Annotated in this window: 8 protein-coding genes and 2 pseudogenes; 3 read left to right on the top strand and 7 right to left on the bottom strand. The window is 67.2% G+C overall.

What is annotated here, in order from left to right:
• Positions 1–35: 35 nt before the first annotated feature.
• Positions 36–629: pseudogene (locus FA582_RS17025) on the bottom strand (ABC transporter permease); the annotation flags it as partial.
• Positions 630–704: 75 nt separating this feature from the next.
• Positions 705–2,249 (bottom strand): sugar ABC transporter ATP-binding protein, encoded by a 1,545-nt coding sequence (locus FA582_RS05115; RefSeq protein ID WP_010146340.1) that lies wholly within the window; start codon positions 2,247–2,249, stop codon positions 705–707.
• 58 nt (positions 2,250–2,307) lie between these two features.
• Here FA582_RS05115 and FA582_RS05110 point away from each other — a divergent pair, with 58 nt between their 5' ends.
• Positions 2,308–3,501, top strand: coding sequence for an ROK family protein (locus tag FA582_RS05110; RefSeq protein WP_029540340.1), 1,194 nt, complete (start codon positions 2,308–2,310; stop codon positions 3,499–3,501).
• 103 nt (positions 3,502–3,604) lie between these two features.
• On the opposite strand, the pseudogene FA582_RS05105 reads toward FA582_RS05110, so the two are convergent.
• Positions 3,605–4,927, bottom strand: a pseudogene (locus FA582_RS05105) (ISL3 family transposase).
• A gap of 988 nt (positions 4,928–5,915) precedes the next feature.
• The gene (locus tag FA582_RS05100) at positions 5,916–6,227 is read right to left on the bottom strand and encodes a putative quinol monooxygenase (protein WP_003941073.1); all 312 of its coding nucleotides are present in this window, start codon (positions 6,225–6,227) and stop codon (positions 5,916–5,918) included.
• Between the two features lie 108 nt (positions 6,228–6,335).
• Between FA582_RS05100 and FA582_RS05095 the strand changes: the two genes are divergently transcribed.
• A complete protein-coding gene (locus FA582_RS05095; protein WP_147899752.1) occupies positions 6,336–7,277 on the top strand; it encodes a GlxA family transcriptional regulator in 942 nt (313 codons plus the stop codon).
• 448 nt (positions 7,278–7,725) lie between these two features.
• Positions 7,726–7,986, top strand: coding sequence for a hypothetical protein (locus FA582_RS05090; protein WP_147899751.1), 261 nt, complete (start codon positions 7,726–7,728; stop codon positions 7,984–7,986).
• A 23-nt stretch (positions 7,987–8,009) separates the two neighbouring features.
• Here FA582_RS05090 and FA582_RS05085 read toward each other — a convergent pair whose 3' ends face one another.
• The 3 genes from FA582_RS05085 to FA582_RS05075 all read right to left on the bottom strand — a co-directional run bounded on the left by FA582_RS05085 (position 8,010) and on the right by FA582_RS05075 (position 14,495).
• Positions 8,010–11,072, bottom strand: a complete 3,063-nt coding sequence (locus FA582_RS05085) for a DEAD/DEAH box helicase (protein WP_010148393.1) — start codon at positions 11,070–11,072, stop codon at positions 8,010–8,012.
• A gap of 71 nt (positions 11,073–11,143) precedes the next feature.
• Positions 11,144–12,454, bottom strand: coding sequence for an IS110 family RNA-guided transposase (locus tag FA582_RS05080; protein WP_010148392.1), 1,311 nt, complete (start codon positions 12,452–12,454; stop codon positions 11,144–11,146).
• Positions 12,455–13,649: 1,195 nt separating this feature from the next.
• On the bottom strand, positions 13,650–14,495 hold the full coding sequence (locus FA582_RS05075; RefSeq protein ID WP_147899750.1) for a hypothetical protein: 846 nt from the start codon (positions 14,493–14,495) through the stop codon (positions 13,650–13,652).
• Positions 14,496–14,698 lie beyond the last annotated feature (203 nt).

The raw sequence follows: 14,698 nt of genomic DNA, 5'->3' as shown, positions 1-14,698 counted from the left end.
GCCAGGAGCAGCAGCCCGGCCATGCCGGCGAGCACCGAGCACAGGACGTGGGCGAGGACGATCGGCGGCTGGGTGCGGACCCCGGAGAGGCGCGCGACGTCCTTGCTGCCGCCGACGGCATACAGGTGGTGGCCGATGCGGGTGCGGCCCAGCAGCAGGATCACCAGGCCCGCGCAGCCGAGCATGATGATCGTGGAGAGCGGGACGGGGCCGATGTTGAGGGCGCCGATGAGGCGGAAGTCGCGCGGAGCGGAGCCGGCCGAGCCCTGGTAGGTGGTGCCGAGGTAGCCGGCGAGGATGAGGCCCATCCCGAGGGTCGCGATGAACCCGTGGACGCCGGCGTAGGCGACGACCAGCCCGTTGACCAGGCCGATGAGGGCGGCGACGCCGAGGGCGACCGCGACGGCGAGCGGGATGTTGCCGGTCTGACCGGCCATCGTCACGCCGCCGAGGAGGCTGGCGAGGCTGGCGACGTAGGGCACCGAGAGGTCCAGGCTGCCGGCGAGGATGACGAGCGTCTGGCCGATGGCGATGAAGCCGAGGATGCTCGTGCCGGTGAGGATCGCCGAGATGTTGCCGGCGCTGAAGAAGTTGCGGCCGGCGGTGGCGGTGAGGACGGCGCCGACCACGAGGACCAGCACGAGGACGAGGTAGACGATGCCCGGTGCTGGTGAGGCTGCGGGGGCGCAGACGCGAGAGGCTGCTCATGCGACGTCCTCGGTATGCCGGGCCTCGCCCGCGCCGGTGGCCAGGGCCAGGACGTCCTCCTCGGTGGAGCCGCGCGAGAGCTCACCGGCGAGGCGACCGTCGCGCATGACGAGGATGCGGTCGGACATGCCGATGACCTCGGGCAGCTCGCTGGAGACCATGAGGATGCCGACGCCGTCGGCGGCGAGGCCGCGCATCAGCTCGTAGATCGCGTGCTTGGCGCCGACGTCGATGCCGCGGGTGGGCTCGTCCATGAGCATGACGCGCGGGTTGGTCGACAGCCAGCGGGCCAGGACGACCTTCTGCTGGTTGCCGCCGGAGAGGAACTGCACTTCCTGGTCCATCGCCCGGGCCGAGACGGCCATGGAGGACAGGACCCCCGGCATACCCGCGCGGGCCTCAGAGGTGCGGCCGGGGAAGACCGAGCGGACGACGCCGAGGGCGTTGTCGAGGATGGACTGCTGGAGAGCCAGGCCCTTGGCCTTCCGGTCCTCGGTGATGAGCGCGAGGCCCCGACGGATGGCCTGGCGGGGCGAGCCGATCGTCGTGCTCTCCCCGTGCAGCGTGAGGCTGCCGCGGGTCAGCGGGGTGACCCCGAAGATCGACTCGACCAGCTCGGTGCGGCCCGAGCCCTGCAGCCCGGCGAGGCCGACGATCTCCCCGGCGCGCAGGCGCAGGTCGATCGCGTCGACATACCCGTTGCCGGCGCCGGTCAGGGTGAGGAGCTCCTCCCCCACCTCGGTGCCGGGGGCGGGCTCGGGGAAGAAGGCCGACATCTCGCGGCCGACCATGAGACGCACGAGGGCGCCCTCGTCGAGCTCGGCAGCCGGGCGGGTGGTGACCTGCCGCCCGTCCTTGAGGACGGTGATGACGTGGCAGAGGTCGAAGATCTCCTTGAGCCGGTGGGAGACGTAGAGGATCGCGACGTCACGCTCGAGGAGGCGGGCGATGATGGCGTAGAGCAGCTCGACCTCGTGGTCGGCGAGGGCGGCCGTGGGCTCGTCCATCGAGATGATGCGCGAGTCGTAGCTCACCGCCTTGGCGATCTCGACGATCTGCTGCTCGGCCACCGAGAGGGAGCGGACGGTGCGGTCGGGGTCGAGGCTGGTCACGCCGAGGCCGTCGAGGAGGGCCGCGGTGTCGCGGCGCATGGCTGCGGTGTCGACGAGGGGGCCCTTGCGGGGCTCGCGGCCGAGGTAGATGTTCTCCGCCACGGTGCGGTCCGGGAGGAGGTTGAACTCCTGGAAGACCGTCGACAGGCCGACCTGCTGCGCCTGGACCGGGTGGGTGAACCGGCGCTGCTCCCCCGCGATCTCGACGGTGCCCTCGTCGGGCTGGTGGACTCCGGCGAGGACCTTCATGAGGGTGGACTTGCCGGCGCCGTTCTCACCCACGAGGCCGTGGACCTGGCCGGGGTGGAGCTCGAGGCTCACGTCCTCGAGCACGGCATGGGAGAAGAAGCGTTTGGTCAGCCCGGTGGCACGCAGGACCGGCTGCGTCGGGGTGCTGGCCGTCGGTGCGACGGCGTCGTTGGACGTCACAGTCGTGACTATGGCACGCCGTCGGCACTTTTGTCGAGAGTTCGGCAAAAGTTGCTGGTTGAGCGTGTCGAAGTGGCCGTGGTTCACTTCCGTGGTGCGCACCAGTGACGTCTTCGAGCTGCTGCGGGACGGCATACCCCGGACCCGGGCGCAGCTCGCCGAGGAGACGGGGATGGCCCGGTCGACCATCGCGGCGCGCGTCGACGTGCTCCTGCGGATGGGGCTGGTGGCGCCGGTCGGCGGCGCCCGGTCGACGGGAGGGCGGCCACCGTCGCTCATCGCGATGAACCCGGCGGCGCGGGTCGTGGCGGGGGTGGACGTCGGCGCGACGCACGCCGTGGCGGCGCTGACCGACCTCAGCGGCGCGGTGCTGGGCGAGCGGCGGGCCGCGCTGGACGTGGCGGACGGCCCGGATGTCGTGCTGGGGTGGGTGACCTCGGCCATCGCCGAGCTGCTCGAGGAGACCAAGCGGCCGGTCCGGGACCTGGCGGCGGTGGGGATCGGGCTGCCGGGGCCGGTGGAGCACTCGAGCGGGCGACCGATCAACCCGCCGATCATGCCGGGATGGGACCGGTATGACGTGCCCGGTCACCTGCAGCGGACGTATGCCGTGCCGGTGCTGGTCGACAACGACGTCAACATCATGGCGCTGGGTGAGCGCGGCGCCTACCTGCCCGAGGTCGAGGACCTCATCTTCGTCAAGGTCGCCACCGGCATCGGCGCGGGGATCATCTCCGGGTCACGCCTGCAGCGGGGCGCCCAGGGCACCGCGGGCGACCTCGGGCACGTGCGGGTGAGCGCCGGCGACGGCGTGCTGTGCCGGTGCGGCAACGAGGGATGCCTGGAGGCGATCGCGGCGGGGCCGGCCCTTGCTGCTGCCCTCGCGGCGGGTGGCCTTGAGGTGGACTCGACAGCGGGGGTGGTCGAGCTCGTGCGGGCCGGGAACGGCGCCGCGGTGCAGGAGGTGCGCCGGGCCGGCCGTGACATCGGTGAGGTCCTCGCGACCATGGTCAATCTCATGAACCCCTCCGCCGTCGTCATCGGCGGGCGCCTGGCCGACGCCGGCGAGCACCTCCTGGCGGGGATCCGGGAAGTGGTCTACCAGCGGTCCTTGCCCCTGGCGACGGAGCATCTGCGGATCGTGGCCTCCGCTGCAGGGGCGCAGGCAGGCGTGCTCGGGGCGGCCACCATGGCGGCCGAGCATGTCCTCTCGCCTGAGGCGATCGAGGCAGCTAGCGCGGGGGTCGCCTGAGTTGCGACGGGATGCTCCGCCACTATCGACACACTCTGCCGGCAGCTGAGGGATGGGGCGGATTCTTTACTTGCCGAACACGGCCCTATGTGAGATATGCGGCTCATCCCAATCGGGGGTGTAGAAGTTGGGGTCTGAAGCCGCCGGTCTCGAGCAGGCTTCGGGCGATGTAGTTGGTCAGATTGCGGAACCCGAGTGCGGAGCCGCGCAGGTGTTCGAGCCGTCCGTTGAGCGCCTCGGTCGGCCCGTTGCTGGTGCCGGGTCGTTCGAAGTAGGCGAGCACGTCAGCGGCTCGCTTCTTCAGGGTCCGGCCCAGGGTGGTGAGCTCGGTGAGCACCTTGGGGACGCCGGCGCTGAGGTCGGTGATCAGCTTCTCCATGAGCTCGCGGCCACGTTGCCGGTCCTCGTGGCGATAGGCGGCGATCATGCGCTGGTAGACACCCCAGGTCGCCTCGACCTCGACGTGAGCGTCTCCAACGAACAGCGCGCGTAGCCTGTCGCTCTGCTTGTCGGTGAGCAGGTCCGCGCCGGTGTGCAGCGTGCGCCGCGACTTGTAGAGCGGGTCGTCCCTGAACCCACGGTGCCCGTGGATCGCGAGTTGGACCCGGCGCCGGCACCTGTCGAGGGCGTCACCGGCCAAGCGCACGACGTGGAAGGGATCCATCACCGTGACCGCGTCCGGGATCTCCTCTGCAGCGGCGGTCTTGAACCCGGTGAAGCCGTCCATCGCGACCACCTCGACCGCGTCACGGAAGGCGTCGTCGCGGTCGGCGAGCCAGGTCTTGAACGCCGCCTTCGACCGGCCCTCGACCATGTCCAGCAGCCTTGCTGGGCCGGCGCCATCGCGGGACCGGGGTGAGGTCGATGATCACGGTGACGTACTTGTCGCCACGCCTGGTGTGGCGCCAGACGTGCTCATCGACGCCAATGACCTCACGCCCTCGAACCGCGTGGGGTCGTTGATCAGCAGCCGCTGGCCTTCGGCCAGGACCGCGTTGTTGGCGGTGTCCCACGCGACTCCGAGTCCCTCGGCGACACGGGCGACGGTGAGGTGTGCGACCACGATCCCTTCCAGCGCCCACCGCAGCCCGGTGCGCGAGAGCTTCGCGCGTGGCTCCGCCGCGGCGCTGGGGTCTTGGCGCCACACGTGTCCGCAGTCGGCACAGCGGTAGCAGCGCACTACAACTTCCAGCACGGTCGGTCGCCAGCCCAGCGGCTCGTGGGCCAACCGCCGGATCACGGTGTCACGAGCAGCGCCTTCGCTGCCGCACCGTCGGCACCACTGATCTGGTTCCACCATGCGGCACGCGAGGGCACGATCCGGTTCAAGTCGTTGTCCGGTCACGCTCAGACCGAGGCCGTCGAGTCGAGCGAAGGCGGTCAGGTCAGGGCGGCCGAGGCCGGCCGGCGGGGTAGCGTCGGTCACGTCGAGGTCTTTCGGATGGATGGCGTAGGAACCTCCGTCGTCGGGAGACCTCGACGTCTATCTGCGGACCGACGCGCCCGGCCAACCTACACCGTCATCTGGGAAGACCCCTGAAACGTCTTCGACGACGACGGGACCGGCTAGGAGGAGGGCGCGGTGAGCTAAAAGAATGGAGCTTGCTCGGCGTCGCCGCCGCAAGCTCCGGTGAAACGGTCGGTACTGGTCGGTCGTCGTCGGTCACCACCGGATGGCGGCGCCCCCACTCTCGGCGTTTGCGCAGGTCAGCGGCTCGTTCGCCCAGTGGGCGCATCAAGCGATAGACGCAAAGCCGACGTGATTAGGTCGTCGGTTCGATTCCGACAGGCGGCTCTGGCGAACAGCCCCTGACCTGCGGAAACGCAGGGCAGGGGCGGTTCGGTTTTGGTGGTCGCGCGATGCGCTGGCCTCACGGCTCTGCCCGACACCGACGTCGCTCTCCTCTACGACGGACCCCTCGCCGGCTGAGCGCTCGCGGCCGGCATCCTGTCCGTGTGCCGATAGGCCTCGCTCCGCTCGGCAACGCGGCGTGGCGTTGTGTCGCGACCTGTACGTGCGAGGTGTCAACGGTGCGTCGGCGCAACGATCGTTGTGTGCGCAGCGAAATGTTCCATGCCGCACGGGCGACGCGCACGAACGCAACGCCCCGGAACGCCAACGACCCGTCATCGCTGCGACGCGCAACGCGTCTCCCGTCACGGCAACGGATCGCAACCGAGACCCGCCCACGGCGCCTAGCGGGACGGAGGGCAAGTTGACACAGTTGCGCTGCCATAGAACCGCGCTGGCTCTCTCGATGACCACCGGTGAACCAGTGCCGCTCCAGGCTTGCGCCTGGTGTTGCCTGGCCCCCCTCGTGATCGGCCCATCGGGGATCGTCAACGTGGTGCGGGTGTCGAGGCGGTCGGGTCCGACGGCTCGGCGGGGCGCGATCGTCTCGTGCGTTGGCGGACTACGGGAGCTTGGACGCGAGGACGTCGGCCGCCAGGATCTCGGGTGCTGCGCCGAGGAGGTGCTGGTTGGCCATCAGGGCTGCGACGATGGCGCCGTTGGCGTGGGCGTCGCGAGCGGCCTCGTCGGGGAATGCATCGAAGATCCAGAAGGTGTCGGCGTGGGTCCTGACCGCGAACCAGACAATCGTTCCTACTTCTTCGTTGGCGAGCGCGACAGCGCCGGCGAGCAGATCGGCGAGCGCGTCGTGCTGTCCATCGGCCGCGACGATCTTGGCGACGAAGGCATACGGAAGTGATGCGGGTGTGGACATGAGGGGTTCTCCTAGGTGTCGAGGTTTCTTGGTGAAGCGAGTTCAGCGTATGACGAGCAAGGGCATGTGAGAAGTGGCGTATACGACAGTATTGCTATTGTTCGCGCCATGCGTATCGGACTGATCGCGATCGACGGCTGCTTCGGTTCGGCTGTCGCGTCGGTCATCGACATCGTGCGGGTGGCCGACGGAGCCCGCGGCGATGTCGACCCGCGGATCGACCCGATCGAACTCGCCATCCTCGGACCGAGACGGAGAGTGACCACGACGGCATCGATGACCCTGTCGGTTGACCACCCGCTGTCGGAGTCCGCAGAGTTCGACGTGGTCGTCGTCCCTGCGCTTGGAACCCTCACGGCCGCCGCTACCAACGACGCCCTCCAGAGCCGAGATGCTCGTTCGGTCATCGCCTCGCTCGGGCGCCTCGACGACGCGACCACCCGGATCGCCGCGGCGTGCACCGGCGTGTTCGCCGTCGCCGAGACCGGACGGATGCATCATCGGCGGGCGACGACCAGCTGGTTCCTGGGGCCGGAGTTCCTGAAGCGCTATCCGACCGTCGCCCTCGATCTCGACACCATGGTCGTGGTCGACGGGAACCTCGTCACCGCCGGCGCCGCGTTCGCCCACATCGACCTCGCGCTCTCACTCGTGCGATCGATCAGCCCCGACCTGGCCCAACATGTCGCCAAGCTCCTCATCATCGACGAGCGTCCGTCGCAGGCGGCCTTCGTCGCCTACGAACATCTCCGGCACGAGGACCCGATCGTCGTCGAGTTCGAACGCTTCGTGCGCGCCCGCCTGGACGAACCGTTCAACGTCGCCTTCGTCGCGCAGTCGCTCGGCACCAGCCGGCGCACCCTCGAACGACGAGTCCGTGCGGCGCTCAACCTCACTCCGCTCGGCTTCGTCCAACGGCTTCGCATCGAACGAGCTCGGCACCTCTCAGCAACCACGGACCTCACCTCCGCCGAGATCGCGCTACGGGTCGGCTACGCGAACGCCGAGACTCTGCGCTCCCTCCTGCGCAGGGAGCGACGCCGTTCCTGACCTATCGTCATGCCTGTAGCCGGTGTCCTAGCGCCCGGTTGGAACCACCTCTCAGCACGTCGCGTCGACGCTCCTGCGTCGCCCCTGGACGACCCACTCGACACGCCCGCAGCACAGGCCATGTGACGTGCCCCGGCTTCCCGGCCGGTCGGGGTTGGGTGGCTGTGATGTCGCTGCGTTCTCGTCGAGGGGGTCAGCAGACCCGATCAGGGTCGATGGGGATGAGACGCGAAGGCGGTCAGGTCAGGGCGGCCGAGGCCGGCCGGCGGGGTAGCGTCGGTCACGTCGAGGTCTTTCGGATGGATGGCGTAGGAACCTCCATCGTCGGGAGACCTCGACGTCTATCTGCGGACCGACGCGCCCGGCCGACCTACACCCTCATCTGGGAAGAGCCATCAAAGGCAAGACGCTCAAGGTCTCACACCTCGACGCGGACAGCCTGCTCGCCATGCGTCCGGTGCTCATCAGCGTCGCTCAAGATCGCACCACGATCACGTATGGCGACCTCAAGGCCAAGGCCGCCTTGCCTCACATGCCAACCGGAATGGAGCGCCTGCTCGACCTCACCAAGGTGGAGTGTGAGCGGCGAGGAGAACCCGACCTGGCTGCGCTCGTCGTCAATGCGCAGACGCGCGAAGTAGGCGACATGTACGGCACCGGGGTCGTGGGCGAGCGTGCCGAGGTCTATCGGCATTGGTCGCGGGCGTGACCTGACGGGCGCTCGGAAGGCTGCTACCCCGCAGCGACGGTCGCGGCTGCGAAGAGGTCAGCCGGCATCGGCCGGGCCAGCTTCCACGTCACCGCAATGGGTTTCTCACCTCGATGAGAGACGTAGGTCGCGGGGCCGAGGTAGAGGTACGGACTCGTCCCGAAGTCGTCTCTCTGCTCCTCTCGGACGAAGAGCAGGACTGTGCTCGTGCCGTCGATGTAGCGCTGGCCGGTCTTGGACCGTTCGGTCGTCGTCGACTGGCTCTCCCAGTGGAAGAGTTCCTGGCTGATGGGGTAGTCGCGATACATCGTGGTCGGTGAGAACCGCTCCTCCGTTTTGCGCAGGGTGATGAAGAACGCGTCGACGTTGAGCTCGGGGACGTAGAGGACACCTTCGCGGAACGAGTTGGGCTTGCGGTTCAGCGAGGCGTAGCCCAGCGCCGCGAGCACTTCCTCCCGCTGGTAGCGAGCGTGGACCTGGAGCGGCAGCTCCCCCAACGAGCCTGGGGTGGGCATCACGGGTCGCTCCGCCTCGTCGAAGGCCACTTCGATGACGTCACGCATCTCCTCGGCCAGATCGGGAGTCCGCGCTAGCTCCCTGAGTCCCGCGCGCACGGAATGATGCCCTCCCCCGTCCGGCCACAACGTGAAGAAGAGCATCTGCGCGAGGCGCTCCTCCATCGGCGTCAGAACTGTCCGATCAGGGTCAACGAGCAGGGCTTCATACCCTTGCCGCCGCACGGGGTCGTCCACGTGCGCCAGGGCTCGCACTCGCTTCGCCAGCGAAACCTCTGTTTCACTGGGCGCGCCCTCGAGGTGCCCAGCGGCGCGGCGCAGCTCGGTCCACGACTTCTGCCCCCGGCGCAGGATGTCGGACAGTGAGTAACCAGACTCGTCGATGAAGGTGCGCAGCGGGGTGCCCGGGCCACTGGCGCGAAGCTGGTTGACCAGGTGGGCCCACCGGGCACTGAGTTGAGCCTTCAGGCTGGTCAGAACGGTCTCCTGGGCACGCCGGTCCAAGACGATCTGGCACCCACTCGGGAGGTAGGGGAAACCGTCTTCGAGATCACGGGCCAGGCGCCGACGTGGGCGACCAGTGAGCGCGGCCAGCTTGGCGTCTAAACGGAACTCTTTGCGCTGGTTGCCGACAAAGTCCAGGACCGTGAGCACAGGCTTGTCCGGTCGCTGCCGGAGGCCACGCCCCAGCTGCTGGAGAAAGACCGTGTCGCTCTCGGTCGGGCGCAGGAAGAGGAGGGTGTCCACGTCGGGGAGGTCAAGGCCCTCATTGAAGAGGTCTGCAGCGAAGAGAATGTTGAGACGACCGGTCCGAAGATCGCTGAGTGCCGTATCCCGTTCGCCTCGCGACGTGGCTCCACTCACGGACTGTGCCGGGATACCTGCCTCGGTGAAGACCTTGGCCATGTATGCGGCGTGCTGCACCCCGACGCAAAAGCCGAGCGCCCGCATACCGTGCACATCGAGAACTTTGTCGCTGAGCTCGCGCAGGATGATGCGGGCCCGCGCCTCGTTACCGGTGTAGAGCTGACTCAGCTGCTCCTCGTCGTAGCGACCGCGAGCCCAACTGACGTCACTGAGGTCCGTGCCATCGGATGCCATGAAGTAGTGGAAGGGGCAGAGAATGCCGGCCTGCAGAGCCTCCCACAGGCGCAACTCTACGGCGGTGCGCCCGTCGAAGTAGGCACGCACGTCGAAGCCGTCGGTGCGCTCGGGTGTCGCGGTGAGCGCCAAGAGTTCCCGTGGCTGGATGTGCCTCAGGATGTCTTGGTAGCTCTTGGCTGCGGCGTGATGGAACTCATCGATGACGACGACATCGAAGTGACTGGGGTCGAGATGGGCGACTCCGTAGGAGTTCAGCGACTGAATGCTGGCGAAGACGTGCTGCCAGCGCTCGGGGCGTGCGCCGTCAACGTAGAGTTCCCCGAAGGACGCGTCCGCCAATACCTCCTGGTAAGCGCGTCGGGACTGCTCCAAGATCTCCCTGCGATGCGCGACGAACAGCAACGTGGGGTAGCGCTTGGTCACCGGGTCGGAGAGCCGGCGGTAGTCCAACGCAGCAATGATCGTCTTACCTGTGCCCGTCGCCGCGACGACGAGGTTTCGGTGCCGTCCGTGGAGCTCCCGCTCTGCCTCCAGGGCGTCGAGAATGTGCTGCTGGTAGGCGTAGGGCCGGACATCGAGACCAGACAGGGTCCACTCAGTGTCAGGGCGCACCTTGCCACCAGCGGCAGCGAGCGCATCGTCGAGTCGGTCGCGGTCAGCAACATTGGTCGGGTCATACGGGACGAAACTGGGGTCGTTCCAGTAGGTCTCGAACGTGCCCGAGAACTTCTCGATGAGGTGAGGCGTCGCCACACGCGAGAGCCGCACGTTCCACTCCAGTCCGTCGAGGAGGGCACTGCGCGAGAGGTTGGAGGAGCCCACGTATGCCGTGTCGTAGCCGGTCTTGCGGTGAAACATCCAGGCCTTCGCGTGCAGCCTCGTCTTGGCCTCGTCGAAGTGGATCCTGACGTCTGCCCCAAAGTCCTCGACGAGCCGATCAACGGCGCGGCGCTCGGTGGCTCCCATGTATGTGGTCGTGATGACGCGCAACTGGGCGCCACGGTCTCGAAGGTCCCGCAGGTCGTCCTCGATCACCCGCAGGCCATGCCACTTGACGAAGGCACAGAGCAGGTCGACCTGGTCGGCGGACCCCAGCTCTGCCCTGATCTCGGCGCCGAGGCTTGGCTCGCCCTTGACGTTGGTGAGCAGGGCCGCATTGCTCAAGGGTGTCGCTGGGCGAGGACGTTCGTGAATCTCACCGGACGGCCGCACACTCACGAGGTGGCGAACAGGCAGTTCGACGGCCTGCTCGCTCGCCAGTTGGTTCACTACTCGGTTGACCAGATCAACACGTGCGTCCTCGCGAACGCCACGAAGAGCATCACGAATGACATCAGCAAGGTGGCGGGCGAGAACGTCAGGCTGCTCTGCCTCCTCGATGGGGTGCAGGCGGACCGCAGCCGAAGCCTGGTCGAGTTGCTCTGCGAGGAGGCGGGTCACGAGACGCTCGTAGATTCCCTCCTGCATCTACTCAGCTTGCCAGACACTGCGGAGATCGGTCGCGAAGGTAGCCGCGTCACTCCGCCTCCCTTCTGTTGTCAAGGGGTCGGGATCGGCTCTCTCGAGTCTGCGTCGACGCTTGTCGCCGTCAAGGTCGTTCGTCCGGTGGGGCGCTGCACCTTGACGGTTCCGGCACGTCGGCGCGGGTGCTGGGGAGCCGGTCCTGGGTGGGGCTTTTCGGTGAGCCTGGTCAGCGGTAGCGTCGTGGGTGCGGGTCCGGGAAGTGGCTGATCCGAAGTGCCGGTGTGCGGGTGCGAGCCGGTCGCGCTGGATAGCAGAGACGCCCCGCAGTGCCCTCCCGGACCCGCCTCGAGGTGTTCGTCGAGCACGCGTTGGGCGTCGGTGACCAGCTGGCGATAGATGGCATCAGAGATCCGGCGCTTGAGGCAGCGCAGTGCTTCCATCGGCTTCTTGCCCTCGGATCTCTTGCGCCGGTAGTAGGCCCGGCCGTCGGTGTCCAGGCGCAGCTGGGTGACCGCGGCGATGTGGATCATGTGGTTCATCCGCCGGTTCCCGGCCCGGGAGAGCCGGTGCCGGTCCTGCTGCCCGGAGGAGGCGTCCAGGGGTGCGGTGCCGGTCCAGGACGCAAACCGGTTCCGGTCGGCGAACCGGGCGATGTCGCCGACGTCGGCCAGGATGCGCGCGGCGACCACGGGCCCGACACCGCGCAGCTCCATCAGGTGGGAGTCCCTGGCCAGGACCAGGGTCTTGAGCTCGGCGGTGGCCTTGCGGATCTTGGCGTCCACGACGACCAGCTCGGCCAGCTCCTCGGCCGCGATCCGCCGACGGGTCCTGCCAGCGACGTCACGTGGACGCACGCTGGCCAGCAGCTGCTTGGCCTGGCCTGTGGTGATGTCCTTCTTGGCCTGTCCGGGAAGCAGCTCGGCCAGCAGCGCCTGCAGCCGGTTCACCACGGCGACCCGTCGCCGGGTCAGCGCCTCGCGCCGGTCGGCCAGCATCCGCAACGCCTCGAGCTCACCGTCGACCTTCAGGACCCGCAGCCCTTGCGTGCGGACCGCGACGATCGCGATCGAGTGCGCGTCCAGGGCATCGGTCTTGCGGTTGTGCCCGGTGTCGAAGAGGCGGACCCGGGCAGCGAGCTTGGCCGGCACGTCCACGACGTGCTCACCGGCCTCAAGCAACCGCTGCGCCAGGGGACGGCCAGCACCGTTGGCGCCCTCCACCGCCCAGAGGCGCTCGGGCCACGACCTCGTGTACGTGCGCATCGCCGCGCAGCCGGCGCGGTCGGTGCTGAACCGCCCTGCGCCGAGCAGCTTCTCGTCCTGGTCGACGACCTCGATGGTGGCCGACAGTTTGTGGGGATCGACCCCGATGATGACCTGTCCCATGTTCTTCCCTACCTGACGCTCGTACCAACTGTGGTCGGCGAGGTGGGCAGTGCTACTACGAGCAGGGCAGTCCCTTCTTGAGCCACGCCTCGTCAGCGGTGCCCGACGGGCTGCAGACCGAAAGTGAGCCACACCCCCACCGGAACGGGGGGTGGGCAGCCCAAAAGAGAGCGTCCCGTCGAGCACCTGGATCGAGTCTGGCCAGACACCGACCCTCCGTCCAGTCTCTAGTAGCCCACTATGGGCTACCCGCGGACTTGGGCCGCTCCAGCTCGATCGACGCTTGATACATCACGACTCCGCCGAGAGTCTGACGTTGGAGCGGAGCCGTCCCCCGACGGGCGTGACCCCCCCAGATCTGCCCCAATCATGCGTGAACATCACGACATCTAGGGTGAGGAGGTCGTGCCGACGAGCGGTGAGCTGTCTGAGGGCTGTCAGTTCGTCGCCTGGGCGAAGAGTGGCCTGGCCGGGCAGGCAGGGAGCACCTGGGTGGCAATCAAGGCCGCGACGCGCAGTCCATGAAAGACTTGGTGAATGGAGTTTCAAGTAGCCTTGGCTGCCGTCATCGTAGCGGCGCTTAGTGGCTTGGGTGGAATTCTGGTGGCCGTGTGGACCACCCGACGGAACGAGCTGATGACTCGAGAGACACTCGCTAGCAACGAAAGAGTGACTCACGACAACAGAGTCGAAGACAAGCGCGCTGACGCCTATGTAGAACTCTTGCGCTTGATCGAGCGTGAGGCGATGGCCCTGGCTTCAACGATGGAGCAACTGGAGCACCGCACTGAGCCAGATTACGGACAACCCAGCCCTCGGCGGATAGACCGGCCCCCGCCATACGATCGCGCATCCTTGAGCGCTCTTGTCGCAGCCTTCGCCTCCCCCGCAGTGCGACAGCTCATCGGACAGTGGAGCGAGGTTGTGGCCAGTTTTGACAGAGAGCACGGGCGCTTACAGTTCGAGTGGGAACAGAGTGGAGACCCCCAAGAGCCGCTTGATTGGACGAGTCTCGAGGGCCTGCGAGATGTGATCCGGTCAGAGGCGGTCGCTCGTCAAGCGATCAGAGAACGAGTCGTTAGCGAGTTGGACTCACGACCATCGAAGCACTGAACGGAGGATCTGGGGCCGCACTGGCATCTAAATCCTGCGGACGTTGCCCAACATAAGCCGCTCGCTCTAGACCCCGGCGGCGTTAAGCATGCGATGATCTTCGCAGCATATTCGCAAGCAGGATGACCGCGTCAGCCGCAATTCCTGCATTCCTTCGGTCAGGAGTCCGGTGATTCACGGCCTGAGCCATTTCGATGGTCGCGCGGATTGACTTGCGCAACTCTACATTGGAAGGGCCAGTCAAGTCGACTTCCACCACGCGCTCCAGCCGCGCCTTAGTTTGCGCTATTGGTGGCTCGACCTCGCCGTCACGCAAGTGGCGATCCTTCGAGTACGCGGCTTCACTCAGGCGTTCCATGACAGCCACGCAATCATTTCCCACGTTGCGGTAATCTTGAGGCGACTGGGCTGCATGAAAATGTCGCCGAAGTTCGGCAACCTCTTCGTCCACGCGCGTCCAGCCAGTCCGCAAGTGTGTCGTTACCGGCTGCGCGAGTGTGGTGCTTGCAGAGCCGGCCTCGATGTCAGCTAAGACATCGTGAATAGGATTGAAGAGTTCGGCCAGGTAAGCACGCCGCTGACCCCAAGACCCTGCCCCGGTCATGCCTTCTCTGCGCCAGTACTTGTAGAACGTGGCAAAGTCACTGAATGGAGGTAAGAACGGGACGCCGAGCCTCCCCAACACGGACCGCAGTGCCGCTAGAGCTGCGCGGGAGTCGGGGACGCTAAGCCGAGGTGAGTCGCTGGTCGCCCGCTCCTGAAACTCGTCGTGCACGAGCCGAGCCAAGGCGACAGCGACTTCGACATCAGACCGATTCGTCATCGTCCCCGCGTGCGTCTGCCGGATGAGGTCTTCGTCGAAGATCCGCTGCTCCGTAGACCAGGGGTCCCCAGAGACGATGTCCTTGAAGAAGTCATCTGCACGCACACCGTGAAGCCTACAGACGGACGCCGTCACGTCCCGGTGGTCTAGCCCTCCTTCGGTCACCCCTCGGCGACGATGGGGCTCCGGAGCCGTTCTGGCCTGCTAGAAATCTTGGGGTCAATGAGCGCACTTACATCGGCCAAGGCCCAATAGGAAATCCGCTAGGTCGCCCCGAGGACGACCTGCCAAGCACTGCTGGCCCATTC

The organism is Serinicoccus profundi (assembly GCF_008001015.1).
In the GTDB taxonomy this organism is placed as follows: Bacteria; Actinomycetota; Actinomycetes; order Actinomycetales; family Dermatophilaceae; genus Ornithinicoccus; species Ornithinicoccus profundi.
Note: the sequence above shows the minus strand (reverse complement) of the source record. Positions and strands in the feature narration are given on the sequence as shown.